Raw genomic sequence first — 26,260 nt, 5'->3', positions numbered from 1 at the left:
TTTGTAACCTTTTCTTAAAGGAATCCATACAATAGAGTAAAAAACTATAGGAGGAGATTATAATAAAGGAGGAAGCTAATTTATCACCGATGTACGCGATTTCTGATCAAGAAGTCCTTTATCTAAAATCTGAAATAGAGAACCTGAATAAAACGATTCGAACTCTGAAAAGTAGTTATCTGTACGCTGAAAATGAGTATCATAAGGCCGAACTTAAAAAGGTACAGGAAGAATTAAAACTTGCTCACCTTCGAATAGAAGAGAACGATTCAGTTGAACGAGAGCTCATTGTAGATCGAAATCAGTTTAAAGAAGGGAAAGAGAAATTAGAAAGTCAAGTTCGTGCACTTCACGACGCTCTACATGTAAAGGAGGAGTTATTACAACAGCAACAAGTTGCTAAAAATGAACTCCAACAAGAGCTCCTTTCTACTAAGCTCGAACAAAGACAACTAACTCAAAAACTAACTGAACTAGAGAAGAACCAGCAAGAACTGTTTAGTGAAAATAAAGTATTATCTGAGGAAACGATCCTGCACCTAAGAAAACTAGACAGCTTGGACAGTGAACTCCAAAGCAAAAAACTCCATATTTCGGATTTGAATTCTGCATTAGCTCGTTCTGAAGATACGAAAAAAGAAATGTTTTATAAACTGATATCAAAAGCTGAAGAGTTAGAAAAGGTAATGGCTGAAAGAAATCATACTCTTGATTCGTTGCAATTCGCTAAGGATCAGTTAATAGAAGCTGAAAAGCAAAAGATGGAATATCTTAAAACATTCATCAGTCAATATCAAAAACATTTTGAAGAAAATGAATGGTGGCTATCCTCACAATTTGCAGATATCGATCAACGAACGAAACAACAGGATGAACGAATTGAAGCATTTGAGCAGGAGCAGGAAATTCACTTTACTCTACAGAATGAAGTGCTAGAGGGGAAGTTTGAGCAGGTAGAGGAAAGGTTTCTGGAATTCATTACTGAGGTTGACTCTATTCGGGACTATAATTCCATATTGACTCATAATCTATTGGAGCTAAAGAGGCTGGTGGAAAGCCAAAAACGAAGTCAGACTCATATCATTAAAGCCCGTCAAAAACCTTCTATAGAGAAATTCCCAGCACCCGTAGATCATCATTATAATGACGTTGAAGAGGAATAAAAAAAAGATGCCACAGAATTTCCGTGGCATCTTTTTTGGTTAAAACGTAATCTTGATCTTATTATTTGAGCTAAGCTGGAGCTCCTCAGCTTCAAATAAAACAAACCCTAAAATGGTCGAAGCTTCCTGTTCTTCAAGACTTTCAACCGTAAATTGCAGTCCTTCCACTTTTATCGTTTCACCAGGGGGAATAAAAGATTCCTGTATAGTTTCTATCCAATATTCTCCTGTGGAATAAGCCTTCTCCAACCAATCCTTCCCCATATACTTCCACCCTTGTGCACCGTTTTGACCTTGGAGTGAAAAGATCTCGCTCATTTCAGGGGGTAGGATCTGTCCACCGATTTCAATCTTATCAGGTGGATCCATGCGAAAACAGATTTTCGGATTCGTTAAGTCTACATTTCCAGTGTTCTTTATGAAGAAATCAGCTTTAATGGAATAGCGTTCTGATTTCCGATTGGGTATTACATTGTAATCAAAATATATTTCCGCATATGGCTTTTTTTCCTGGGCTTCACGGACTTTCCGGTTTGCTTTTCGTATTTTGATTTCTTCATACGTTTTTTCATCCATTTGGATATCTTTCGTTGGCTTCTTCTCAACCGTATTTGTGTCTGATTCCCCTGTCTGATTACTCGTTGCTTGAATTAAATGAAGAACATTTAAATCCAGTAAGCTGGGCTTTTGGTTTCCAAGTAACGTTTTAAGTACACAATGCGTTAGAATGTCAGGGGCTTCTTTTAGCAGGAACTCATCGTCCTTACACTTTAAAGAACATCTTAGATGGGGAATGGCGTGGTGCTCAGGGATCAAATAATATCCTTTAAACTGAAGCTCATGCTTATATATTGAGAGATTTTTTTTCACATTAATGGAATTCAATCTTTCATTATAACCAACAGATATAGACCTGTTATCTCCCTTTGATTTACTCGACACTAAGTCAACAAATAAATCCCCGTCCCTAATTCTGTCAGTATCACTTTTTGTAGAAACGTCAATTCCATAATGGGTTAAAACACCGATTACTTTTTCATTTATTTCCTTGTTTACGTTCGCATTTGGTGTGTTTACTGATAACCATACTTTCTTTCCGTGAAGGGAACTTTTCACATCCACTTTTTGTTCTTCTTCGTTCAAGTGAAATTGATGATTGTTCTCCGCACAATAAAATTGGATGGCAGCTATGGAATGTACCGGAATCGTTCCCCAATCATGGTTGTTGATAGTTAATTTCATGTACAGGCTCACCGCCCTTAAGTTGTAGTCTTTGTATCATATGAATACCGGAAATGAAATATGAATTTCTGCATATGAATTGCTTGAAGTCTCTGTTCAAGTCGCTTTCGCTTTTGGGTCATCCAGCTGCAGCGACTAGAGGCTCGAGGTCATTAGCCAACCCTGACATAAAGGCAAAAGACGCCTTTTTGTCAGGCTCAGCTTATGCTTTTCGCCTCTGTTCAAGTCGCTTTCGCTTTTGGGTCATCCAGCTGCAGCGACTAGAGGCTCGAGGTCATTAGCTAACCCTGACATAAAGGCAAAAAATGCCTTTTTGTCAGGCTCAGCTTATGCTTTTCGCCTCTGTTCAAGTCGCTTTCGCTTTTGGGTGTAGGCTGATGTTTGTTTTATATGACAGCCCTCTCCCCCGGATATTTTTCACATAGACTAGTAAAAGTAAAGGAGTTAGTTTTTTACACTTCACTATTTGGGCAGATGGAACAAGTTTCTTGTCTTCCATTATTACGTTACATTCACTCTATTGATTGGAAAGGAGAATTTATATGATATCCCCACACGGAGGTAAACTCGTTGATCAAGTTGTCAAAGGGAAGGAGCGTGAAGAGTTACTGAACAGAGTGTCCACATTCCCCGCAATTACGTTGGATTCTTGGGGGCTGTCCGACTTAGTATTGATCTCAACCGGAGCTTTCAGTCCCTTAACCGGTTTCATGAAGCAGAAAGACTATTTACAAGTGCTGAAAGATATGAGGCTGTCAAATGGGCTTGTTTGGAGTTTGCCCATTACCCTTACAGTTCCCAAACAATCGATTGATTCATTATCCATCGGGGAGACAGTTTCCCTTAAAGGTGAAGATGGAAAGACCTACGGTACATTAGATATAGAAGAAATATATGAATATAGTAAAGAAGCGGAAGCCCTTTTTGTATTTAAAACATTGGACAAACTCCACCCTGGTGTTCAGAGAACCTTCCAAAAAGATGAAGTATATGTTGCTGGGCCAGTTAAACTCCTTCAATTCCCTCGTACTTTTTTGAAAGGCTTTCAAACTCCCAAAAAACTAAGGGAACGATTTGAGGAATTGGGCTGGAAAACAGTCGCTGCCTTTCAGACCCGTAACCCGATTCATCGTGCTCATGAATATATACAAAAAACGGCTCTGGAAAATGTAGATGGTCTACTGATCCATCCGTTGGTTGGCGATACAAAACAAGGTGATATTCCCGCAGATATACGGATGAAAAGCTATAAGGTATTACTCGATGAATACTATCCAAGAGATCGGGTTCTGTTATCCACCTTCCCTGCAGCGATGAGATATGCCGGACCACGTGAGGCCGTTTTCCATAGTCTTGTGAGAAAAAATTTCGGTTGCAGCCACTTTATTGTGGGCAGGGATCATGCAGGGGTCGGGGATTATTATGGAACTTACGATGCCCAGGAAATCTTCAATCAATTTTCCAGGGACGAGATAGAAATCGAGATCTTGAAGTTTGAGCATGCTTTCTATTGTGTTAAGTGTGGAACAATGGCTACCTCCAAAACATGTCCCCATACAGATGAATGTCATATCCATCTCAGTGGAACAAAAGTACGGAAAATGTTAAAAGACGGAATGATGCCCCCTAAAGAATTTTCAAGACCGGAAGTGATTGAGGTTCTTTTGCATGAAATGAGAAAAGATTCTTAGAGGGATCATGATTAAGGAGACAGCATCATGATTGAATTTTATATTGTTATATTTGGAATGATCGCAATGCTTTCGCTCATGGTCTTTGAAGTGGAGCGCCCGGAAATCATTCTTCCCTCTATTCTCCTCCTCTTTGTTATGACCGGCATCATTACGCCTCAGGAAGCTACAAGAGGCTTTTCCAATGAAGGGATGCTGACCATCGGGCTACTGTTCATCATAGCAGGCAGTATCCAAAACAGCAGGATTGTGGATCATGCCTTTCAGAAGCTATTAGATAGGACATCTTCGAGAAAACATTTACTTGCCAAATTACTTTTCCCTATATCTTTCCTATCCGCTTTTCTAAACAATACTCCAATTGTCATTGCATTCACTCCCCTTGTAAAGAAATGGTGTGAAAATCATGGATACCCCCCTTCAAAATTTCTGATCCCACTCTCATATGCCACGATTCTCGGTGGTACTATTACAATCATTGGTACTTCCACGAATCTTGTTGTCCACGGATTACTTCTTGACTCTGATCTGCAGGGCTTCACGTTTTTTGAACTAAGTAAAATAGGGTTACCTATTACACTTATTGGTTTATGTTATCTCATTTTCTTTAGTTCTTCCTTACTTCCGTCCCGGCAAAGCATACCGGTTACTTTAGAATCTTTAAGAGAGTTTACAGGTGAAATATTTATCCAAGATGACTTTCCTTTTATTCATAAAACCGTTGAGCAAGCCAGTTTAAGAAGCTTAAGAGGTCTGTTTCTTGTCAGTATCATTCGGGATGATGAGATCATCTCTCCTGTATCAAATGCAACGGTATTAAAAGGAAATGACCGCCTGATCTTCACTGGGGATATTACGACTATTACTGAGCTTCAATCTCATAAAGGCCTAAAATTACAAAGTAATGGTGGAACCTCATTTCCAAAACATCATCAGTTGACAGAGGCAGTAGTTTCCCATCATTCATCCTTGCTATATAAGAAGATTAAGCATACGAATTTCAGGAGCAGATATAATGCAGCAGTTATAGCTGTTCACAGACAGAACCAGCGCTTGAAGGCCAAAATCGGTGACATCATCTTAAAGCCTGGTGATATTTTATTACTTGTCACTGGAACGGATTTTTATAAGGAAACCCATACAAATGACTTCTACATTGCCGCCCCCCTAGAACATACCATGATCACACGAAAACAAAAGGCAAAGGGCTGGCTTTCTATCTTACTATTAGGAGCCATCATCCTTCTCGTAACATTGGGTGTTATATCGATGCTTAAAGGGATGGCATTAGTCACATTACTATTATTTATTTTAAGGATTGTTAGCCCCCTACAAGCAAAGAATGCAATTCAATGGAATGTATTGATGGTCGTTTCCTGCTCCTTCGGTATCGGATATGCCATGATTAACTCCGGAGTTGCCACTTTCCTGGCCAATTTGTTAATGGATGCTTCGAAACCATTTGGAGTATTTGCTATGATTACGGCAATCTATCTATTAACCAATGTATTTACGGAAATGATGACGAACAGCGCTGCATCTGTCCTGATGTTCCCTATTATCCTGGAAATCTCGAAATCTACGGATTTAGATCCCATTGCATTGGCCGTAACCGTCACCATTGCCGCTTCTGCCAGCTTTGCGACACCGATCGGTTATCAAACAAACTTGATTGTATACGGTCCAGGAGGATATCAATTCAAAGACTTTTTAAAGGTGGGGATTCCCTTAAACATCCTAACCATGATCACCACTGTAGCATTGATCTATTACTTCTGGTTGTAAATTTCTGATGGAGGTGAAACGATGAATAAGAAGAATATTACATGGCATGAGGGCAAAGTCATGAAGGCAGACCGGCAACATCTAAATGGGCATAAGAGTGCGCTGCTCTGGTTTACAGGGTTATCCGGTTCTGGAAAGTCAACAATTTCAGTAGAGGTCGAAAAGGCTCTGTATGAGCTGGGGATACACACATACCGATTAGACGGAGATAATGTCCGTCACCGCTTAAACCATGACTTGACTTTTTCAGAAGAGGACCGAAAAGAAAACATCCGAAGAATTGGAGAAGTGTCGAAACTTTTTGTCGATGCAGGTATCTTAACTTTAGCTGCTTTTATTTCTCCTTTAAAAGCGGATCGGGAATTCGTCAGATCTCTTTTGCCGAAGGGAGAATTCATTGAGATTTATGTTCAGGCAAGCGTTGAGACATGTGCCAACCGAGATCCAAAAGGGCTCTACGAAAAGGTGAAGAATGGTGAGTTAAAAGGCTTTACAGGGATTGATTCGCCTTATGAAATCCCCGCCTCCCCTGAAATGATCATCGACACTGAAAAGCAGAATATTGAAGAATCAGCCAGGCAAATTGTAGACTATTTAAAGATGAAACGATTGGTTTAATCGGAATCAATCAATATGTACACCTACTTTATTATGGAATAGATTAGGAGTTGATATGAACATGCTGAAGGACGTTATTGAAATCGCGATCGGAGCAGGAAAAAAAGTATTGGAAGTTTACGACAAAGTGTATACGATTCATGAAAAGGAGGATATGTCCCCCTTGACTGTTGCAGATCAGATAGCCCATGAACATATACAAGTCGAATTAAGCAAACTCAATTCTATGCCATTACTCAGTGAAGAAGGAGCTAAAATACCCTTCACAGAGAGAAAGGATTGGTCTTCCTTTTGGCTGATTGATCCTCTGGATGGAACGAAAGAATTTATTAAGAAGAACGGTGAATTCACTATTAATATCGCACTCATTAAGAGGGGGACACCTGTACTTGGCGTCATTTATGCCCCTGTATTGGATACACTTTATTATGCTGAAAAGGACAAAGGGGCTTATAAACTCTCACATGCCGGCTCCTCATTGGGAAGAAGGACTGAAAAGATTACTACCTCCCCAACTGGGGAAAAGAAAGTCGTCATTTCCAGGTCCCATCTTTCAGAAGCAACTCAAGATTATATCAACGACCTTCAGTTGCAAGAGGGGAACCTTGAATTTGTTTCAATAGGAAGTTCATTAAAGTTTTGTATGATTGCAGAAGGGTGTGCACACTATTATCCCCGACTGGATCCTACAATGGAATGGGACACAGCTGCCGGTCAGATCATTGTGGAGGAAGCGAATGGCAAGGTGATAGTATATGACACCGGTAATCCCCTGGTATACAATAAAGAATGCCTTACGAATCCCTCTTTCCTATGTTCCATGTAATCATGATTCATGAGGTTGCGGCAAGAGACGCAGCCTCTTTCTTTATTCACGGATAATCGCTTCTTACATACACTAACGTAGAATATTTCAGAGCAAAGGAGCGAGAATATGGGAAATATGCCCCCGAAGGTATCCATCATTTTCCCAGTGCGTAACGAAGGTAAAAATGTAAAAATGACTCTGGATTCTTTGTTCTCGGTGAAGTCTAACATTGAAATGGAAGCCGTCCTAGTGGATGATGCTTCGACTGATCAATGCTGCAACTTTCTAACAAACTACCAATTCCGTGACAAAGTAACGTATATCCGGACAAATGGTGTGGGGCCTGCAAATGCCAGAAATCTTGGAGCTGAAAATGCTCAGCATCACTACTTAGCCTTTTGTGACGCTCATATGACTTTTGAAAATTTTTGGATAGATCGTTTGGTCTATCATATCGCCAAGGGGACAAGCGACGCCGTCTGTCCTGCCATCGGATCCATTGGGGCCCCGGCCATTAAGGGCTATGGACAGTCCCTGACCCCGTCACTCAAGATCAAATGGCATCAGAAACGTAAAACAGTATTCGAAACGGCCGTCTTACCTGGCGCCTGTATCATTACTTCAAAACGGGTCTTTAATGACATAGGCGGTTTTGAGACAGGTTTTTCGACCTGGGGACATGAAGATGTTGAGTTATCCCTTAAGCTGTGGCTTTTTGGATATCGGTGTCATTGTGATCCTCAAGTTTCCGTCCTGCATCTATTTAGAACAAGTCATCCTTATAATGTGAATTATGAAGGGATTTATTATAATTTAATCAGAATGGCTTATCTTCATTTTGATGATAAGAGAATAAAAAAAGCAAAATCCCTGGTTGTTCATGGATCAGCAACAACAATAGAAAAAAAAGTGATCAAAGATGGGGTATTACGTAAAAGGGCTCAATATCTAAAAAGAAGAAAAATGGACATAGAAGATTTATTTAAGAAGTTCAACATCTACTTCTAGAAAAAGCAAAAAAATCTCATGACAGCCATAAAGGTTCTCAGCTGTCATGAGATACATGATTATTGGTTTTCATAATATTTTACAATATCTTCCAAACTTTGATTCATGGAAAAAGTTTGTTCCCAGAGGAGATTTGTCAGTTTATCATTTACATAATGAACACTTGGGGAATGGTAAAAATATTCCGTCGTTAATGGAATGTCACTTTGAGTTAATTTCTTCAAATCTTTTGCCATATCTATAAATCTATGACTTTTCCCTGATGCAACGACATAGGTCTCATTTTTACCACCCTTTTGGAGTATGCAATCATATGCTTTTACAGCATCCCTTACATCCAGAAAATCCCGATGGTCCAGTATATTATGGAAGTGAAAACCTTCCCCTCCTCCTTTGCGATACTGTACACATTTTTGTGCAAGCAATGAGCAAATGCCATTGGAATGACCGGGGCCGATTAAATTGGACGTCTTGGCAACTCGAATATCCAGGTCATAGAACGTTGACCAGCTTGTTGATAAAAGTACCTGAATATACTTTGATAACCCATATGGGTGATTCGGCTCATTGGAGTGGCATGGATCGTATTCGATTACTGAGCCTGTGATGAGCGTGCGTGCATATGGAGCGGCACCTTTAACTGCTTCCAGAAGGTTCAACGTCCCTATTACATTCGTATTTAACGTGGATAACGGCTCTGTCCATGATCGACCGCTGTGATTCTGAGCAGCAAAGTGCAGGATCAAATGAGGTTGAATGGTTTTAAGTAGTGCCTTCATAGCTTCTGCATCCATTAAATCGCAATGCACACTCCGAACTTCTTTTATTGGATGAGTTTGGCTGCGTACCGCAGCATAAACTTCAAAGCCCATCTTGTTATAATACTCGCAAGCATGGATTCCTGTGAAACCCGTCGCTCCGGTGATGAATACTCTGTTCATCTTCCCTTCATCCACTCACGGAGTTCATTAAGCATCTCCTTATAGCTTGGTACGGAGTATTTATAATCTTTTCTTGTGTGAATAAGGGTTTTGTCATGGACCGGTTCCGTAACTGGTGTAATATCAACATCATCATGCTTGAAGATTTCCTTAAAGAGAAGCAGGAGTTCGTATTTAGAAATTCTTTGAACTGAACTTAAATGATAAAGCCCTGAAACGTCATCTTTAACAAATGATTGAATCGCTTTTGCCAGTTCCAATGTAGTGACGCCATTCCAGTAGACATTCTGATAGCCATAGATCTTTCCGCTTTGTTGAAGAAACCAGTGCAGAAGACCAATGCCATTCATTTTCAATTCCGGCCCTATGATGGAAGTGCGTACCGTCAGATGTGGAATGTCTTCAATTTCTCCCAATGCCTTTGATTTGGAGTATACGTTTGTACCATCTTTAATGTCCGCTTCTGCATACCTTCCCCTATCTCCTGAAAACACGCAATCAGTACTAATGTGAATAAGTTTACCACCGTATTCATCTACTATCTCCACCAAAGTATGAGGTAATAAACTGTTTACCTGGATCGCTTCCATTACGTGCGTTTCAGCATACTCATTTAGGAGACCCGTTGCATTAATGACGATGTCAGCCTTTTGGTCAACCAAGACCTTCCTTACATCTTGAACATCCCTTACATCCAATAGAATCCCTTCAGGATCTTCTTTCCTTACTGAATATAACACCTGATGACCACATCGTTTCATATGGTCAACGATGACGTGACCAGCCATTCCGTGGCCTCCTAGAACAAGTATCTTCATTCTAGAAACCCTCCATCTTTCAGCATTGTCTTAATCTGACCGTAAGGGATGATGTTATCACTGGAAGAATACGTATCAAGATCTACTTGAGGGAAATTTTCATAATACTCCATGAGGCCTTTGATCGGAATGGTCGGCAGGATTACAAAATACTCATTGTCATAAACGATAGTATTATGACTCTCAAATTCTGTTAATAGAAGCTCATGCAGTTTCTCTCCCGGACGTATCCCGAGTTCTTCAATGACCACTTCCTGGTTTGGTGAATATTGATCGATTAATACTTGGGCAAGATCAATGATTTTACACGTTGGCATCTTCATGACGAAGATTTCTCCTCCATGACTTTCATACGTAGCCTTGAATAATAGTTTAATAGCATCTTTTATCGTCAGAAAGAAACGGGTCATCTTTTTATCAGTGATGCCGATTTTGGATTTTGTTTTGATACCATGCTTAAATACGTGGATAACACTCCCATTTGTACCCAAGACGTTTCCTCCACGTACACATACAAACTTCGTTTTATCTGTTAGTACATTTGCATTGATAATTAACTTTTCTCCCATGGCTTTTGTGAATCCATAAAAATTGGAAGGATTCGCTGCTTTATCAGTAGAAATATTAATGACTTTTTCTACATTATTTTCGATTGCTGCATCAATGATATTCTGCGTTCCCAAAACATTCGTCTTCAGCGCTTCTAATGGCTGAAATTCGCAGACAGGGACATGTTTAAGCGCAGCAAGGTGAAAGATATAATCAACTTTTTGGGAAGCCTCCGAAACGGCTTCTTTGTCCCTTACATCCCCTATGACAAAAGTCAATTTAGGATGACTTTCAAATTTTTGCTTCATTAATACCTGGCTCGTTTCATTTCGCGAGAATACACGGATTTCTTTCGGATCTTTTTCAAGCAGCTGAGATACCAGTTCATTTCCCCATGAACCGGTACCACCAGTCACTAAAATGGTCTTATTAGTAAACAATGTCAGAACCCCCTAATAAAATATTAATCACTTTATCTGAAACATTTGTATCTAGATACTCTGGAGGACATGTCCAGTTAGATGGTTTCGAACTCATCACCCTTACACCGCTTAAGATGTTGGTTTCCTTTATGCCGGATATGAAATTGCTCCCGCAATCCACGGTTTCCGGTCTCTCCGTTGTCTTTCTTACGGTTACGGTTGGAATATGAAAAATACAACATTCTTCTTGAACGGTACCGCTGTCCGTTAATACGCAAAATGCATTTTTCTCAAGCTTAATGAAATCAAAAAAGCCAAATGGTTCATGTAGTTCAATGAGGGGGTGTAAGTGTAAATGTGAGGCTGAGTGCAGTTTTGAACGAGTTCTTGGATGTGTGCTCAGGATGATTCTTTTTTTATACTTGTCTGCCAGCTGGTTCAATGCGTTGACAATGGAGGTAAGATGAGCGGAGATATCAACATTTTCAGCACGATGAATCGTTGCCAGGAAATATTCTTGTCTCCCCAGTGTTAATTGTTGAAGGATGGCACTCTTTTCAATCTGTTGATCATAGTGGGTAAGCACCTCAAAAATCGGGTTTCCTGTTATGATGATTTTGCTTGCTGTCATTCCTTCTTTTAGCAAGTTGGTTTTGCTGTAAGGAGTGTATACGAGATTGTAGGAAGATACCGCATCAATGATTTTACGATTTTTCTCCTCTGGTACATTCAAGTCAAAACAACGGTTCCCCGCTTCCATATGGACGACTGGAATCATCATTCTTTCGGCAAGGATGGCACCAAGTCCGCTATTTGTATCTCCAAGCACCAATACTTTATCCGGCTTTTCTTTCATTAGAATTTTTTCCAATTCGGTAAATAAAGATGAAAGTTGTTCACCCAGTGATTTCTGTTTATCCGCCAACACATAATCAGGTTCCCTTAACCCCAGTTCTTTAAAAAAGACATTATTTAAGGAATGGGTAAAGTTCTGACCTGTATGAACAATGATATGTTTATCCGCAAGTAAATCCAGTTTCTTCATGATAAGACTTAATCGGATTATTTCCGGCCTTGTTCCCAAGACAGTTACAATCTTCATGATCACCTCTCCTTTTTCTTTCTCTTATTATATTTATGTTAAGAATCGGGACATGTCCTAGACTAGTCTCTCTATTTTCAAAAAAGGCTGGTGTCCGGTTTTTAACTTTCTTAAACGATAAAAGCCCCCTTAGATAGAGGCTTTTACCTGTATTTTGTATCCACAATTTTAAAAATATTATCTTACCCGATGATTTCTCTGAATGGCTTGAACATACAACTGAGACATAGAAAGTCCCAATGCATTGACATTCCACATTTCTCTTCCCCTTTGGACAGCAAATTGACTCATTTGTTCACGAATATGCGGATTGTCCAGAAGGTAGCCCATTTTTTCTGACAAGTGTCTGCTGTTTGCTCTTTCTGTAATCAACCCATTCTTGTAGTTCACTACCATTTCGGGAAGTCCGCCCACATTGCTTACAATTGTAGGTACGCCGAGCAGCTGCGCTTCTATCACTGCAAACGGCTGGTTCTCCTGAAGACTTGGAAGGACAAGCATATCCGATTGTTGTAAATGTTCTTTCACCTTGGTGGTATTACCCAAAAACTTCACATTCCCCTCGATGCCGAGTCTCCTGCACTCGGCTTTTAACTCTTTTTCCATCTCCCCTTCCCCCAAAATCCTGCACTCCCATGTATCCTTATTCTTCAGGAATGATAATGCTTCAATGAGGTGATGAAGGCCTTTAAGGTAGACAAGTCGACTGATGACTAGAATAATTTTCTTACTTCTATTCTTTTTTGGCAGTAAGCCATGATTAAATTTAGAAAGTTCCACGCCATATCTGTGGGTATGGATCTTGGAAGGGATGACTTTGAATTCGTTTTCTATGATCCCTCTCATCCATTGACTGGATGTATGGATGTAGTCACTGGTTTCATATCCAACTTGTTCAAGACGGGAATAATATTGAAGAAGAAAGGAGTTCCAGATTTCTCGATCACCCAAGGTCATGTGCTTTGACTTATACTGATGAAAGATTGCTCCTGTCAAAAAGCCATGAACACTCGTAACGAGAGGAACATGAAGAGGTTTAATTCGGCTCAGCGCTACGGCTGCGATGACATCCTGTGCATGGATGATATCATAAGCCGTCAAATCTATAGTAGAGACGCCTTGTTCAAAGATATACCGGTTCAACTCTACATGATACACCCATGATTCTTTCGCCAAATGGGGCACAGTACGCATTAATTTCTTATTGACTCGGGTGCGGTACTGGCATAGGTCGATGATTTTGTTCGAACCAAGAATGACCACCTTCCTATTATCATCCCTGGTGCAAAGTATATCCACTTGATGGCCTTGCTTGATGAGATTCTCCCTTAGGTTTGAGACAAACGACCATATGCCTCCTCCAGGCAGCGGGAAGACGGTGGCGATTAGTATTTTCATATTTCATCAAACCTTTGGGCATAGATCAAAAATGGATTTTAATCTATCATCAGGTATGGATAATCTTTTTTGTTTTAATGGTCCGGCTGCCCTAATTTGATGGTTGGTAACAGTCGGCTTGGGGTTTCCATAAACATGCCTAAAGTAATTCTTTCTCGGTAACATGCAGTTCACTCCTATGAGAAAAAGATATTTTGTTGCGAATCAATGAATAGAGTAAATGACATTCATGTTTTGCTCCTCAAGGTTTTTTTCCCATAGGAGTGTGTTCGACTTAATATTATAACAAGCAAGTCTTGTCGGCATTACACCATAATCACCAACATAATAGGTAGATCCATCCGCTCTCTTCTTACTGGATGGTCTTATCCGCGAGAAACCTATTAGGATCAGTTCTTCCGATAATGGCTTAATTCCCCTGCACCATCCGATTTTCTCGTTGTGCCTGCTTATTTCAACCAGATTCACTTCTCTTTCAACCTTTAATGTGGAGGCATTAACTATAACGATTCTTCCGTCAACCTGTGTAAAATAGATTTTCCCGTTATAAACGACCCCGTCATGAATAAGCTGACGACCAATATTTATTCGCTTTTGTCTATCTGTCAAACATATAGCATCTTTTTGTAAGCACCTTGTCACCCACACTTCACCGTTAAGTTCAAAGACAAAATTGGGATGGGACATGTGAGGTTTAGTGGTGGAGATCTTCCTATAGTCAGTGTCAGGATCGAATCGACTCCACGGTCCTCCTCCCATCACATTCCAAAGATTAATAACATTGCCCTTCAGATCAAGTTCCACGACCATATCCAGCCCCGTATTAGCGACCAGAAGATTTCCATTCTTCCTGGAAGTGACATGGTGAACATCATTGAATAATGGCAAGCTCACGTAATCTATCAATGTTTTGGTTATGACATTGTATATAAGGATTTCCGTTTGGGTACCAACGTATAATTTATTTTCTCTTAATGTTCCTGCTGTAAATGAAATCGACGCTTCATGCTCAGGACACACTTCCTGTGGAGAAATATATTCAATTACTCTCTTTATTTCTTTCGTCGCACCATCCATTCTCAATACGACCGCTTTTCTAAATTGTTCCCAATCGTTCATTACTTTGGACTTTTGTTCTGCTCCGACAAGGAATAAATCTTTCAAGTATTCTCACCTCATTTTGATAAAAATGATACTCTTTATATCGTTTTGCACCATGTCCGGATTAAAGTTCAATTGGATTCAGTTCTTAACCCGATAGACGTATCTCAATATTCTATGTACAGCTTGTTTCTTTTGACATACCTATGAAATAAAATAGGACCATTTTTTTGAAAATAGCCGGATAGCCCTCTACAATCTAATTCCATTCACATATAAAAATAATAGGATTGTATTTTTGGAAACGTAAAATGATTGGAGGATGACATATGAAAGTACTATTCGTTTTTTACGTACCCAGCGGTGGTGTTGAAACGTTAAACAGACAAAGAGCCCTTGCCCTTAAGCATGCTGGTATTACATGTGACTTTTTATATTATAGTAAACGGAGAAACTTAATGAATCATGAGCACACAAATGTCTTCATCACAAATAGTGATCATGAAATAAAGAGTATATTACAAAAAACGAGATATGACGCGATCGTAATCACTTCGGATTATGCTGCTATGGAAAGGTTTCGGAAATTGGGGTACAAAGGGAAATTAATTCTTGAAATTCAAGGGTTCGGTCCACAGGCCGTGGCGAGGCAGCAATTACAACTTGCCATTCCCTTTGTACAAAACTATTGCGATGCACTCTTATATCCTAAAACACCACATATCGGTTCCATATTCAGGGAGTTCTTCAAAACCACACCCATCTTTGAATTTAATAATTGTTTTGATCATAAAGCCTTCACTTATCAGAAGTTACCGAAGCAGCAAAAACCGATTGTGGCATGGATCGGCCGGCTAGAAGATAACAAAAATTGGCGTGAGTTTTTACACATTGGTCATCAATTAACTAAAAAAAATCAAGCAATCGATTTATATATGTTTGAAGATCCAAGCTTGTCAACCCCCAAGGAGAGAAATGAGTTTATTCAATTAAAGAGCAGGTTAAATTTAGATAAGCACGTGCATGTTTTGCAAAATGTACCTCATAATCAGATGCCTGCTTACTTCTCCAGAATTGGGGATTCAGGGGGCTTCCTTTGCTCTACCTCTAAAGTGGAAGGTGCTCCTTATTCATTATTGGAAGCCATGAGTTGCAGATGTCCGGTCCTTACGACTGATTCCGATGGAGTCAGAAGTTCGATTTTGCATAATCAGTCGGGTAAATACTATCAGATAGGGAATATTCAGGACGCGGTGCAACAAGCTGAAGAATTGATGAACAATACAAAGCTTCGTCAATATATAATCGAAAACGCCCTGCTTCATTTAGAATCGCAATTTAGTCACCAACAGTACAGTATTCATTTCGCCAACATGCTAAAGTCAATAAACCTTTAGTTTTCTAGGCTTGGGGCTTGTGTTCCATCAAAAGTGTGATCTTGCGCATATGCTATTAAAAATAGTAAAAGGTGAGATGCCAGTTGAAAGCAATCGTTACAGGAGGAGCCGGCTTTATCGGTTCCCATTTAGTAGATACGTTAATCTCCAGAGGTTCTTGTGTTCATGTAATCGATAATTTAAGCAGCGGAAAGCGAGAGTACTTGAATAGATCAGCAGAATTCCATAATATAGATATTTCTTCGTCTGATGCATATAATGTCATAGTTTCAGAAAGACCCGACTATATTTTTCATATGGCTGCTCAAGCCGATGTTTCACGTTCCACCAGCTCTCCATTCGAAGATATGCAAACGAATATAGCTGGAACACTCAACTTATTGGAGGCGTGCAGACACTTCCCTGTGAAAAACTTTGTCTTTTCCTCTACATCAGCCGTTTACGGTAATGTATCAAGTGATATCATTAACGAAACCTGCCACCCTTCTCCCATATCCTTCTATGGGTTATCTAAACTAACCTCGGAAAACTATATAAAATTGTATGGCGATACTTTTGAGGTTCCCTTCTCCATCCTCAGGTATGGAAATGTGTATGGACCTAGGCAAACGTCTAAAGGAGAAGGAGGGGTCATAGCCGTATTTCTCGAAAAGCTCCTGAGGAATGAAAAGCTGAAAATTAACGGTGATGGACTGCAAACGCGTGACTATGTTTACGTACAGGATGTGGTGGATGCAAATATTGATGCAGCTGTTAAAGGAAAGCAAATGACGATGCACATCAGTACAGGGGAAAGGACATCCATTCTCCAATTGATTGCATTACTAAAAAGGTACCATTCAAATGAAATCCTTTCCTTTCATACAACCGATCGGCAGGGAGATATAAAGCATAGCTGTTTAGATAACAGTCTTGCTAAACGTGAATTAAACTGGAAACCTCACTATTCAATTGAAGAAGGTCTGAAGGAAACGCACTTATCCCTTTTCAATTAAATGACAGAAGCAAAAAATCATCAATCAAGATTCACTACTTGATTGATGATTTTTGTCTTTTTCACAAGTCTTTTTTGCGGGACATCTTAAAGAAATTTCGATATTTGTTTTGAATATATTGTGATTCCTTTACCATTCCTCCCCCATTTTTCGCAGAGCCCATATCGGAATGGACCCGATATAATACAAGTACTTCATCCAAATAATGCATGTGAGTGTGCTGTGTCAACCGACACCACATTTCATAATCCTGTGTGTATTTCAATCTTTCGTCGAACCAACCTGCCTGTTTTAGTAAATCCGTTTCAGCCATCACAGTGCAGCCGTTTACAGGACATGCCTTTAATAGGAGTTTTTGAAACACGTTTTTACTCATTTTCCTCGAGTGAATCTCATTTACTACTTTATTATGACGATCGATGGTTTTAAATGCAGTATAAGACAGTCTCGCCCCTACAGACTGCATATATGAAAGTTGTTTCGCTACCTTGCTTTCCAGGAACATATCATCTGAACTCAGCCACGCAAAGTACTTTCCAGTTGCATGCCTTAAGCCGGTATTCAAAGCAGTAGCCGTCCCACCATTTGCTTTCCTTATATATTTTATTCTGTTTTTGAAAGGTTGAATTTTTTCTACATACTGAGTTGAGCCGTCATCCACAACGATGACTTCTATATTTTTATAGGTTTGACGAAGAGCACTATTGATAGCTTGATCGATATAAGGACAATTGTAAAAAGGTATAATGATTGATACTTTCACTTTCGTTCACCGCTTTCGTAGGAAGTGATAATAATACTATATGTCAATTCCTCGAAGTTGCTTGTACCACTATCCCAAAAAAAAGAGTGCCTATAGCACTCTTTCATTGAATAACAATATTTATATGTTTTACCTTGCCATTATTAATCTTGTAGCAGCGCAGCTCTTCATCTCTCCCCCCAACGGAAGCAATGAAATAATAAACATCCGGATAAAGAGAAAATGATACGTCATCCTTCGAAGGTACAGGTCTGCCAAATGGGTGGGAATGATATATTCCGACAAAGGACTCGTTTCTTCTAAGCATATGGGATATGACCCGGTCTTGTTCGTTTGGATCCATAGCGAAAGAATGCGGTGTAGGTTCTATATTCTGCATGGGCCAAACGGCCAAACACCGATTTTCCTTCCCTGAGATCAATCCACATGATTCATTTGGAAGATCTTTTTTGACTTCCAACATGATTCTGGAATAGATACGGTTGGAGAGTATGACCGATTCTTTAGGCGTTGCATCCGCATCCTTTGTATTTGAATTTCGTCCTTTTGGCTTCCATTTGCATTCTTTCTTCTTTTTTAATTCCCAAGGGTATTCTCTTTTTCTGCTTATAAATTTTATTTAGATCATTGGACTGCATGATTATCCCCCCTTTCAATTTCACCGCATATATTTATTTGGATTGAACATAGTACGTTTAGAGTCTGAAGACATTGGAATACTGCCATATTCATCGAATTGAGGGTTGACTTGAGAACTTTGCTTCTTTGGGGAGCTCTGTTGCTTCATTTTGTTGTATAAATCATTTTTCTTATTGGATTGAGATTGAATGTCTTTACGAAGTATGGCTAATTCCTTTTCAAGCTCCACTTCACGCTGACTTTTTTCCTTTTGTTTTCCCGAATATTTTTCATTTAGTAAGTCTACTTGTCGTTCGAGATCATTTTCTCTTTGTTTACATTCTTCCACCTGACTCCTCAATCCATGGAGTTTTTCCTCGTAATACCCTTCGATTTTTTTCAATTCATCATATAAAGCAGTCATTTTCTTCAAGTAATCCTGAGTGGTTTCCCCCCGCTCTTTGCTCTGTTGTAGGGAATCTTTCACTTCATTGAATTTTGTCGAATATGAAACCAATTGATCCTCAATCAAATCAAGCTTTTTGATGATTTCCGGGTGATTGTTTCCCTCTTCCTTACCCCATAAAAATTTCCACACTTTGTTATGCCACCTTTCTCTTTTTAATACCATTAGCCTATGCTTCTCCATTTGCAACCAACCTATATGAACATAAAATGCATGTTGATACAGCTCAAACTCTGTAGATACTTGACTTTCTGTTAAAAAATATTCATTGGCTTCCATTAGCAGCAATATAACCTCATTCTTTAATTCCTCTAGATAAGATTTCTCTTCACTTGGAATGCTTTCATAAATGACCCTTATTTCAGGAATAGAGGTAGCAAGAATGGGAGTATCCTTCTCCGGCATGATACCTTCATGATTGTCATTGTCCGGGTACCGATTACTTCGTTCATCCATAGCCGGGTCGATCAAGGGCACTTCGGTTGTTACGGAATCAACGTTTAACTGGTGTTGTACTTGAAGATAAAGCTCATGTTTCACCTCAATATCTTGAAGTAAATAGTCAATTTGTTCAGTCAGCATCTGAATCGTATGATGATTCTCTGCAATCTCCAATTGATAAACTTTATGTTTGGATCTCTCTCTTGACAATTCCTCCGACACATTTCGGATCCGATTTGAATAATGAGTATATAAAGACTCCAAATCATTGGAAAGGACTTGGATGTCATTCAATAATTCATGATGTTCAACTTGGGATCCCGCTATATTTGCCTCCTCAATCATTTTCTGTCACCTCCATTGATTTTTTTTATTATCATATGTATGGTTTGTTTACATGTTAAAAAAAGGAGAGAGATACCTCTCTCCCTCATTTAATTAGTCATCTAAATCTCCAAGTAAATCAGCGAATGTTTCACACTCACCAAACTCAACAAGTGCATCTACAACACCACTATCAAAGATTACAACGTTTGCTGTATTTCTTAGGATTAAGCGGAAACCTTCAGTTGGTGCATCAAAGATTTGCAGCTCATAGAATAATTGTTCAGGCGCTCCGTCAAAATAACGGATTCCTTCTCCAACAGCAGTAAGTGCCGTATCTCCACAAGTAACTCTATCAATAGAGGAAGGATCAAAAGTAAAGCTGAAGTCAGGCTGGAAGCCAGTAGCAGTCGGAGCTGGAGTAGGACCAACTTCTGTATCTGTAAAGGAATAGGAGAATGTGCTGTCTCCAAGTGAACATTCCTGACAAATTTCTGCTCTCAATGTTGATAGGCCTGTTACGATATCTGCTGTTCCTCCTGTTCCAAATGTTGCCTCGGTATCTTCATTTCTAGCAAGGGCCGTCGCTTGACATTCACAGTTGGCAACCGGGAATAATCCAGGGCATTGGCGAGGGAATTCTAGTAAACTAAGATCGCACCGAAGTCTCTCTTCAGGCACAGGAATATTATTTGGACGAGGGAAACAGAATTTAGCCAGTACTTCAAGTTTAACCGGATACTCTACTTGAACATCTTTACAAAGGACTACCTTCAATGGAATCATTGGTCCAAATGGATCTGGTCCCATTAAAACTCCACCAGAAGTCGCGATGACTTGAGTCGCTCTGATGTTTAAGTTTGCATTTGTAATTCCGACCGGTACACAAAGCATGATTTCATCAGTGAATTGAGTACGTACAGTGAAGGAACATTCGGCTACTCCTTCGATCAGGATTGTTACATCAACTGGTACTGTCCAGACGATGAGGACCTTACCGGGGTTACCGTTCTCAATGATGGAACCAGAAACGCTGACGTCAGCGGGATCAACTGGAGCTGTTTGCACCTCTACTCTTTGGCCAGCCGCCAATGCTGCACTGACTGCTGCACGGCATGCTTCATCAGGAATGAAGTTCTTGTTTTCGTATCTGTTCGCAAAGAATACCCAGTCATATACTTTGTCTACACGGATACATTCCGGTGCTAAATCATTGGGATCCAAAGGGATTGGTGACGGTGATGGTGTAGGAGTCTGGGAACCCCTAATTTGTTTACGCTTCTTCAAACAAATCTTCCTTTCTTTTAATGAATATTTATATCACACTATATCCTATGGACGAGGAGGAAATTGGTATAGAGTAAATACCTATTTATTCAAAAAAAAAATTAATAGGCGTATTAATAGTTTTTTAAATACTACTAAAAAATAGGCTGATTCTATAGACGTTTGACAGTACATCGGCATCTCAACCGACATATCATATACCATAAGGAAAGGAGGAATGTTACACAAAAATTGAATGAAACATGCCTGATAATTATATTGACATCAAAAATGACACATTCATATATAGATTGATTCAACTCTTACGGTTACGCTGCTTCCTTTAAATGAATATTACGAACGTGAACGATTATCCTATCATTGCAATGATATTAATTATATATATATAAAAGCCATGTAAACGCTGGGAAGTTTACATGGCTTCTTTCATGGACAAATACCGTTCATGCGCCTGATTACATATTATATTAGAAAACTGCCGAAAGGAGCTTATAGACATGAGACAGCTTTCTCCCATCCAGCTTCAGCAGCAAATCATCCATTACAAATCTGAAATGAATAAGTACAAAAATAAATGTGAATCGTTAGAAGACAAATACCTTACCCAAAGATATATCACCTTAGAGAAAGAAAATGATCACTTAAGAAGCCAGATGGAAACGTATCTTCAACAACTCAAAAGCAAGGATTTGGAAAAAAACCAAGAGTCTTCAAAATACCAGGCTCTTTTTACAGCACAGGAAAGAGAAGTGAAAAAGCTTCGCTCCCTCCTGAACCAAGTCAAGGATCAACTTCGCAAGCATATTCTTCATTATGTAAAGGATTCAAGTACACAAACAGAAAAAGACCTTAAAAAAACGGAGTCCCTTGAAAATCAAATCAATACATTACAAGATGAGAATAGCTACCTATTAAAAGAGAAGGATCTCCTACTAAAGACTAACCAGGCTTTACATTTACAGTTATATAAAAAGGAAATCGAGTTATGGGAGCTTGAAAAGGATTTAAATGAAGTGGTGGCATCACAGTATCAACACTTGTTGATGGAGAGAAGCTTTGACGAAGAAGAAAATAATCGACTCATGAATGACAATGAATGCTTAAGGGACCGGCTTTATTTAAGTGAGGTTGAAATATATGAATCCCATAAGCTTCTGACTGAATCCAAGCTCTATTATGAATATGTCATAAAGCTTCAAAAGGAACAACTCGAACATGCACTTCAAATACAAAAATGCAACGAAGCATCCATTCAGCAATTACAGGTAGAAGTTCAAAAATTGCAGGATGATAAAAATCTATACACCCATTCACTCCAAACAGTAAGAATGAGCATCAAAGAAATGAAGGATGAAGTCTTCGCCTTCGATGATAAAGACTCTGGCACGATGAAAGATACTCTGAAAAATTATGAGAATACTATTCATCACCTTCAATTTACCAACGCACTCCTGAATGAAGAAATCAACAAATTAAAAAACAAACCGGACCCCTAAAGATGTCCGGTTTCTTCCATTACATAAATTCTTTTACTAATTCATCAAATTTACTTTCATCTAATCTTAAATCATGAGTACTGAGAGGCTCTTCTGAATAGCCTGACACGAGGTCCTGATAGGAAGGCTGTTCTTTGTTTTGATAAATCAAACCAGTGACCAGTCCATCTTTCTCCATTAGCGTATTCATGGCCTGTTCCCGATTAGATGGGTCATAGCCTTCTACGTCAGCAAGTTTTGTGAGGTTTTCTTTGAACCAATCGTACGTATTGATTTTATTATAGGTTACACAAGGACTGAACACATTAATCAGGGAGAAACCTTTATGGTTAAGTCCTGCTTCGATCAATGCTGTCAGCTCTTTCAAGTCAGAGGAGAAGCTTTGGGCTACAAAGGTTGCACCAGCTGACAAGGCCATTTCCATTGGATCTAGGGCAGGCTCGATTGATCCCTGCGGCGTTGACTTGGTTTTGAAACCGGAAGACGAACGCGGAGACGTCTGTCCCTTGGTTAATCCGTATATTTGATTGTCCATGACGATGTATGTCACATCGACATTACGACGGATCGCATGGATCGTATGACCAAGACCGATAGCAAATCCATCACCATCCCCTCCTGAAGCGATGACCGTTAAATCTTTGTTGGCCATCTTTAATCCTTGGGCAATCGGAAGCGATCGTCCATGGATTCCGTGAAAACCGTACGAATTAATGTATCCTGATATACGACCTGAACATCCGATCCCTGAAACGACCGCTAACTGTTCCGGGTCAAGACCTATATTAGCAGACGCCCGTTGGATCGCTGCTTGTACTGAGAAGTCTCCACACCCAGGACACCAGTTTGGTTTAACGTTATTCCTGAAATCTTTGAAGGTAGCCATGGATTAGTTCAACTCCTTACATCTTGAATGAATTTCATTTGGCAAGTATGGTGTTCCATCATACTTTGTCATTTTAACGATTTTATTCCCATACCCTACATTCATTTTGATAATGTTGGCTAATTGACCGGTGGCATTATTCTCGATCACAACCACTTTCCTCGCAGATTGCATAAGTGGTTCCAGTTCCGTTGCCGGGAAAGGATGAATCAAACGGACATGGGCATGGTTCACTTTCAATCCATCTGCTTCCAAACGCCCCATCGCTTCTTCAATCACTCCTCGTGTTGAGTTAAATCCAACTAATAATAAGTCGGCCTCTTCATGAGGTGCACGGGTATGGATCGGTTTCTGGAATTTGATTTTCTCAAGTTTACGCATACGTTTATCCATCTGTGCTTGTCTGTTCACCGGAGATTCAGATGGTTTTCCGGTTTCATCATGTTCTACACCTGTGACGTGATGAATACCGTTTTTCATCCCCGGGATGACACGAGGCGATACACCATCTTCTGTCACTTCAAATCGCTTATAATACTTCTTAGGCTCTAATTCCTCTAATTCAGATTCGTTCGCTGCAAGCTTTCCTCTGCGTATCTCGACTTTACTGTAATCGAGGGGTTCCACGGTTTGTTTCCCTAAAGAGAGCTGGAGGTCGGAAAGAATGATGACCGGGCATTGATATTCTTCCGCCAGGTTAAAGGCTTCAACTGTATCATAGAAAGCCTCCTGAACAGTACTTGGAGCCAGGACAATCTTAGGAATCTCACCATGTGTGCCATAAATCATCGCCATCAAATCAGACTGTTCCTGTTTGGTCGGCAGACCTGTCGAGGGTCCCCCGCGCTGCGTATCCACTACTACAAGGGGCTGTTCTGTCATTCCGGATAGTCCTATCGCTTCCATCATTAATGAAAGGCCGGGTCCGGCTGAAGCCGTGAAGGAACGGATCCCTCCATAGTTCGCTCCGATAGCCATTGTGGCCGCGGCAATCTCATCCTCCGTTTGAATGACAGTACCACCAACCATTGGCAGTTTTTTAATGAGGTACTCCATGATTTCAGATGCCGGCGTGATCGGGTAGGCAGCCATCAATCGAACACCTCCTGCCAGCGCTCCAAGAGCAATGGCGTCATTTCCGATCATGAACATGCGTTTATTTCCGTCAGCTTCTTTCAGTTGCAGGGAACCGACCTTGTCTCCGAGTTCTGATTTCATCGTTTGGAATCCCTGCTTAATGGCTTCCATGTTTTTCTCTACTACCGTATCACCTTTGCGGCCGAAGATTTCATCCACGACTTCCTTGAAAACAGTTGGATCGAGATTTAATACGGCACATGTCGAACCTACTGCCACCATATTCTTCATAAGGGAAGTACCCAGTTCCGTCGCTAATTCAGTGAACGGAATAACATATAGGGAAGCTTCCGTATCTTCAGGCTTCACGGGCTTGAACTTCGCATCCGCGATAATGACACCTGCGCTATGTAATTCCTTATAATTCACATCAATCGTTTCTTGGTCAAATGCGACCAGAATATCTAAATCGTCAGCAATTGCACGTACTTGAGTAGTACTTACACGAATCTTATTGTTTGTATGTCCTCCTTTTATACGAGAGGAGAAATGGCGGTAACCATATAAGAAATACCCAAGGCGATTGAGGGCCATGGAAAAGATCTCACCTGTACTCTCAATTCCTTCACCTTGCTGGCCGCCGACTTTCCATGAAAGCTGTTCCTTCATTTACTACACCCCTTCAATCATTATTTGCAACATCTATCTTTGAAGCATATTCTCTTCATTAGGATCATTCATCTATTACTGTTGCAATCTATTCAATTTATTCTCTCTATCAGTTTATCACTTTTCTATTTAAATCACTACTGTATTAAAGAGATTAAGATAGTAAGCACGTCCACTTTGGCAAAATAATAAGCCACTATAGGTTTTCCCTTTAATGGCTTGAATTGTAATCAATCAGGTAATCTCTCAAAGAAGTTCTGGAATAAGAATTTCTCCACTTGCTTTTCATTGTAGTATCGTTGGAGAGTGTTGATTAAATTATCATATTGGATGTATGAGGATAGTCCTTGGACGGTTTCGGATATGCCGTCAAAATCTGAACCAAATCCGATATGGTCCTCCCCACCAATACTGCAGACATGTTCGATGTGTCTGATCACATCAGAGATTTCCGCTGCACCTCTTTTGTTTAAAAATGGTGGTACAAAGGTAATACCCATTACGCTGTTCTTTTTAATAAGTGCCTCTATTTGATCATTTTTTAAATTTCGAGGGTGGGGACAAATAGAGTAGGCGTTGGAATGGGAGGCTATCGGATATTCAGCAGATTCAATCACATCCCAGAATGCTTTTTCACAAAGATGGGAGACATCTGTCCAAAGTCTCTTCCTATTAAGGAACGAGACGATATCATATCCGAAATTGGTCAACCCTCCGCCTCTTGGTTCAAGTGCCCCATCTGCAGCAGCATTGGCCCAATTCCACGTCAGACCTACGGAACGGACACCAAGCCTGTACAGAATCTCTAGTTTCGTGAGATCCTCTTCTACTGCTTCAGCACCTTCCAAGGTGAGCATCGCCCCTATTTCATCTTGCGAAAGACGTTCTACTTCCTTTTTCGAGGTGACTAATTTCATCTTAGGATTCGGAATAAGAACCTGATTATGAAACAAGTTCACCATCTCAAGTGCTGCTTGAAAACGTTGCCCCGGCTTAAGGCTGGATGGGATATAGATTGCAAACAGCTGAACTTTACTCTCCCTTTGCTGTAATTGAGGATATGTAATATGTAATGAATTCTTGGATTGAAATGCCCCACTCCCTTTTTCTAAGTAAAGCTTTAGCAGTACATCACAGTGTGCATCGAATATCATATTTGCTCTTCCTTTCAGTCCTTTTCCTTGTAAGTATGTTA

Annotated in this window: 23 protein-coding genes; 9 read left to right on the top strand and 14 right to left on the bottom strand. The window is 39.9% G+C overall.

Going from position 1 to position 26,260, the window contains the following annotated elements:
• Positions 1-89: 89 nt before the first annotated feature.
• Entirely contained in the window at positions 90-1,163 is a 1,074-nt protein-coding gene (locus tag BAA9072_RS06525) for a coiled-coil domain-containing protein (RefSeq protein WP_201713874.1), read from the top strand.
• 39 nt (positions 1,164-1,202) lie between these two features.
• On the opposite strand, the gene BAA9072_RS06520 is transcribed toward BAA9072_RS06525, so the two are convergent.
• A complete protein-coding gene (locus tag BAA9072_RS06520; RefSeq protein ID WP_201713873.1) occupies positions 1,203-2,405 on the bottom strand; it encodes a hypothetical protein in 1,203 nt (400 codons plus the stop codon).
• A gap of 542 nt (positions 2,406-2,947) precedes the next feature.
• Here BAA9072_RS06520 and sat point away from each other — a divergent pair.
• The 5 genes from sat to BAA9072_RS06495 all read left to right on the top strand — a co-directional run bounded on the left by sat (position 2,948) and on the right by BAA9072_RS06495 (position 8,315).
• Positions 2,948-4,096: a sulfate adenylyltransferase gene (gene sat / locus BAA9072_RS06515; protein WP_201713872.1), complete on the top strand. Its 1,149-nt coding sequence runs from the start codon at positions 2,948-2,950 to the stop codon at positions 4,094-4,096.
• Between the two features lie 27 nt (positions 4,097-4,123).
• Positions 4,124-5,881 (top strand): SLC13 family permease, encoded by a 1,758-nt coding sequence (locus BAA9072_RS06510; protein ID WP_201713871.1) that lies wholly within the window; start codon positions 4,124-4,126, stop codon positions 5,879-5,881.
• Positions 5,882-5,902: 21 nt separating this feature from the next.
• A complete protein-coding gene (gene cysC, locus BAA9072_RS06505) occupies positions 5,903-6,499 on the top strand; it encodes an adenylyl-sulfate kinase (protein WP_201713870.1) in 597 nt (198 codons plus the stop codon).
• A 55-nt stretch (positions 6,500-6,554) separates the two neighbouring features.
• Positions 6,555-7,325 carry a 3'(2'),5'-bisphosphate nucleotidase CysQ gene (cysQ, locus tag BAA9072_RS06500; protein WP_230980776.1) on the top strand — a complete coding sequence of 257 codons (771 nt, stop codon included), beginning with the start codon at positions 6,555-6,557 and terminating at the stop codon, positions 7,323-7,325.
• Between the two features lie 108 nt (positions 7,326-7,433).
• The gene (locus BAA9072_RS06495; protein WP_201713869.1) at positions 7,434-8,315 is read left to right on the top strand and encodes a glycosyltransferase family 2 protein; all 882 of its coding nucleotides are present in this window, start codon (positions 7,434-7,436) and stop codon (positions 8,313-8,315) included.
• Positions 8,316-8,374: 59 nt separating this feature from the next.
• On the opposite strand, the gene BAA9072_RS06490 is transcribed toward BAA9072_RS06495, so the two are convergent.
• The 6 genes from BAA9072_RS06490 to BAA9072_RS06465 form a co-directional block, all read right to left on the bottom strand.
• The gene (locus BAA9072_RS06490) at positions 8,375-9,256 is read right to left on the bottom strand and encodes an NAD-dependent epimerase/dehydratase family protein (RefSeq protein ID WP_201713868.1); all 882 of its coding nucleotides are present in this window, start codon (positions 9,254-9,256) and stop codon (positions 8,375-8,377) included.
• A complete protein-coding gene (locus tag BAA9072_RS06485; protein ID WP_201713867.1) occupies positions 9,253-10,074 on the bottom strand; it encodes a dTDP-4-dehydrorhamnose reductase family protein in 822 nt (273 codons plus the stop codon). Before BAA9072_RS06485 ends, BAA9072_RS06490 begins: the two co-directional genes overlap by 4 nt.
• Positions 10,071-11,063 (bottom strand): SDR family NAD(P)-dependent oxidoreductase, encoded by a 993-nt coding sequence (locus tag BAA9072_RS06480; RefSeq protein WP_201713866.1) that lies wholly within the window; start codon positions 11,061-11,063, stop codon positions 10,071-10,073. Before BAA9072_RS06480 ends, BAA9072_RS06485 begins: the two co-directional genes overlap by 4 nt.
• On the bottom strand, positions 11,053-12,147 hold the full coding sequence (gene wecB, locus BAA9072_RS06475) for a non-hydrolyzing UDP-N-acetylglucosamine 2-epimerase (RefSeq protein WP_201713865.1): 1,095 nt from the start codon (positions 12,145-12,147) through the stop codon (positions 11,053-11,055). The genes BAA9072_RS06480 and wecB overlap by 11 nt, the downstream gene beginning before the upstream one ends.
• Before the next feature lie 177 nt (positions 12,148-12,324).
• Positions 12,325-13,545 carry a glycosyltransferase family 4 protein gene (locus tag BAA9072_RS06470; protein ID WP_201713864.1) on the bottom strand — a complete coding sequence of 407 codons (1,221 nt, stop codon included), beginning with the start codon at positions 13,543-13,545 and terminating at the stop codon, positions 12,325-12,327.
• A gap of 204 nt (positions 13,546-13,749) precedes the next feature.
• Positions 13,750-14,709, bottom strand: a complete 960-nt coding sequence (locus BAA9072_RS06465) for a YncE family protein (RefSeq protein WP_201713863.1) — start codon at positions 14,707-14,709, stop codon at positions 13,750-13,752.
• A gap of 266 nt (positions 14,710-14,975) precedes the next feature.
• Here BAA9072_RS06465 and BAA9072_RS06460 point away from each other — a divergent pair, with 266 nt between their 5' ends.
• Both BAA9072_RS06460 and BAA9072_RS06455 read left to right on the top strand, forming a co-directional pair.
• Positions 14,976-16,043 (top strand): glycosyltransferase family 4 protein, encoded by a 1,068-nt coding sequence (locus BAA9072_RS06460; RefSeq protein WP_201713862.1) that lies wholly within the window; start codon positions 14,976-14,978, stop codon positions 16,041-16,043.
• Between the two features lie 83 nt (positions 16,044-16,126).
• Complete coding sequence (locus BAA9072_RS06455) at positions 16,127-17,038, top strand: NAD-dependent epimerase/dehydratase family protein (protein WP_201713861.1); 912 nt, start codon at positions 16,127-16,129, stop codon at positions 17,036-17,038.
• Between the two features lie 61 nt (positions 17,039-17,099).
• On the opposite strand, the gene BAA9072_RS06450 is transcribed toward BAA9072_RS06455, so the two are convergent.
• From BAA9072_RS06450 to BAA9072_RS06435, 4 genes are all read right to left on the bottom strand, one after another.
• Positions 17,100-17,801 (bottom strand): glycosyltransferase family 2 protein, encoded by a 702-nt coding sequence (locus BAA9072_RS06450; RefSeq protein WP_201713860.1) that lies wholly within the window; start codon positions 17,799-17,801, stop codon positions 17,100-17,102.
• A gap of 103 nt (positions 17,802-17,904) precedes the next feature.
• Positions 17,905-18,279 carry a M67 family metallopeptidase gene (locus BAA9072_RS06445; protein ID WP_269139924.1) on the bottom strand — a complete coding sequence of 125 codons (375 nt, stop codon included), beginning with the start codon at positions 18,277-18,279 and terminating at the stop codon, positions 17,905-17,907.
• Between the two features lie 180 nt (positions 18,280-18,459).
• The gene (locus BAA9072_RS06440) at positions 18,460-19,671 is read right to left on the bottom strand and encodes a hypothetical protein (RefSeq protein WP_201713858.1); all 1,212 of its coding nucleotides are present in this window, start codon (positions 19,669-19,671) and stop codon (positions 18,460-18,462) included.
• A 93-nt stretch (positions 19,672-19,764) separates the two neighbouring features.
• The gene (locus tag BAA9072_RS06435) at positions 19,765-20,937 is read right to left on the bottom strand and encodes a BMQ_0737 family morphogenetic spore coat protein (protein ID WP_201713857.1); all 1,173 of its coding nucleotides are present in this window, start codon (positions 20,935-20,937) and stop codon (positions 19,765-19,767) included.
• 497 nt (positions 20,938-21,434) lie between these two features.
• On the opposite strand from BAA9072_RS06435, the gene BAA9072_RS06430 reads away from it, so the two are divergent.
• Positions 21,435-22,433: a hypothetical protein gene (locus BAA9072_RS06430; RefSeq protein ID WP_201713856.1), complete on the top strand. Its 999-nt coding sequence runs from the start codon at positions 21,435-21,437 to the stop codon at positions 22,431-22,433.
• 19 nt (positions 22,434-22,452) lie between these two features.
• On the opposite strand, the gene BAA9072_RS06425 is transcribed toward BAA9072_RS06430, so the two are convergent.
• The 3 genes from BAA9072_RS06425 to BAA9072_RS06415 all read right to left on the bottom strand — a co-directional run bounded on the left by BAA9072_RS06425 (position 22,453) and on the right by BAA9072_RS06415 (position 26,219).
• Positions 22,453-23,319: a 2-oxoacid:ferredoxin oxidoreductase subunit beta gene (locus tag BAA9072_RS06425; RefSeq protein ID WP_201713855.1), complete on the bottom strand. Its 867-nt coding sequence runs from the start codon at positions 23,317-23,319 to the stop codon at positions 22,453-22,455.
• Between the two features lie 3 nt (positions 23,320-23,322).
• Positions 23,323-25,065 (bottom strand): 2-oxoacid:acceptor oxidoreductase subunit alpha, encoded by a 1,743-nt coding sequence (locus BAA9072_RS06420; RefSeq protein WP_201713854.1) that lies wholly within the window; start codon positions 25,063-25,065, stop codon positions 23,323-23,325.
• A gap of 230 nt (positions 25,066-25,295) precedes the next feature.
• Positions 25,296-26,219, bottom strand: coding sequence for a dipeptidase (locus tag BAA9072_RS06415; protein ID WP_201713853.1), 924 nt, complete (start codon positions 26,217-26,219; stop codon positions 25,296-25,298).
• Positions 26,220-26,260: the final 41 nt, after the last annotated feature.

The organism is Rossellomorea arthrocnemi, from assembly GCF_904424705.1.
Classification (GTDB): Bacteria; Bacillota; Bacilli; order Bacillales; family Bacillaceae_B; genus Rossellomorea; species Rossellomorea arthrocnemi.
Note: the sequence above shows the minus strand (reverse complement) of the source record. Positions and strands in the feature narration are given on the sequence as shown.

Coding starts and splice junctions, on each gene's coding strand:
- BAA9072_RS06415 (WP_201713853.1), bottom strand. CDS start 26,219: ATGATATTCGATGCACACTGTGATGTACTGCTAAAGCTTTACTTAGAA.
- BAA9072_RS06520 (WP_201713873.1), bottom strand. CDS start 2,405: ATGAAATTAACTATCAACAACCATGATTGGGGAACGATTCCGGTACAT.
- BAA9072_RS06430 (WP_201713856.1), top strand. CDS start 21,435: ATGAGACAGCTTTCTCCCATCCAGCTTCAGCAGCAAATCATCCATTAC.
- BAA9072_RS06525 (WP_201713874.1), top strand. CDS start 90: ATGTACGCGATTTCTGATCAAGAAGTCCTTTATCTAAAATCTGAAATA.
- BAA9072_RS06485 (WP_201713867.1), bottom strand. CDS start 10,074: ATGAAGATACTTGTTCTAGGAGGCCACGGAATGGCTGGTCACGTCATC.
- BAA9072_RS06440 (WP_201713858.1), bottom strand. CDS start 19,671: ATGATTGAGGAGGCAAATATAGCGGGATCCCAAGTTGAACATCATGAA.
- BAA9072_RS06460 (WP_201713862.1), top strand. CDS start 14,976: ATGAAAGTACTATTCGTTTTTTACGTACCCAGCGGTGGTGTTGAAACG.
- wecB (WP_201713865.1), bottom strand. CDS start 12,147: ATGAAGATTGTAACTGTCTTGGGAACAAGGCCGGAAATAATCCGATTA.
- BAA9072_RS06495 (WP_201713869.1), top strand. CDS start 7,434: ATGGGAAATATGCCCCCGAAGGTATCCATCATTTTCCCAGTGCGTAAC.
- BAA9072_RS06425 (WP_201713855.1), bottom strand. CDS start 23,319: ATGGCTACCTTCAAAGATTTCAGGAATAACGTTAAACCAAACTGGTGT.
- BAA9072_RS06470 (WP_201713864.1), bottom strand. CDS start 13,545: ATGAAAATACTAATCGCCACCGTCTTCCCGCTGCCTGGAGGAGGCATA.
- cysQ (WP_230980776.1), top strand. CDS start 6,555: ATGAACATGCTGAAGGACGTTATTGAAATCGCGATCGGAGCAGGAAAA.
- BAA9072_RS06490 (WP_201713868.1), bottom strand. CDS start 9,256: ATGAACAGAGTATTCATCACCGGAGCGACGGGTTTCACAGGAATCCAT.
- cysC (WP_201713870.1), top strand. CDS start 5,903: ATGAATAAGAAGAATATTACATGGCATGAGGGCAAAGTCATGAAGGCA.
- BAA9072_RS06420 (WP_201713854.1), bottom strand. CDS start 25,065: ATGAAGGAACAGCTTTCATGGAAAGTCGGCGGCCAGCAAGGTGAAGGA.
- BAA9072_RS06510 (WP_201713871.1), top strand. CDS start 4,124: ATGATTGAATTTTATATTGTTATATTTGGAATGATCGCAATGCTTTCG.
- sat (WP_201713872.1), top strand. CDS start 2,948: ATGATATCCCCACACGGAGGTAAACTCGTTGATCAAGTTGTCAAAGGG.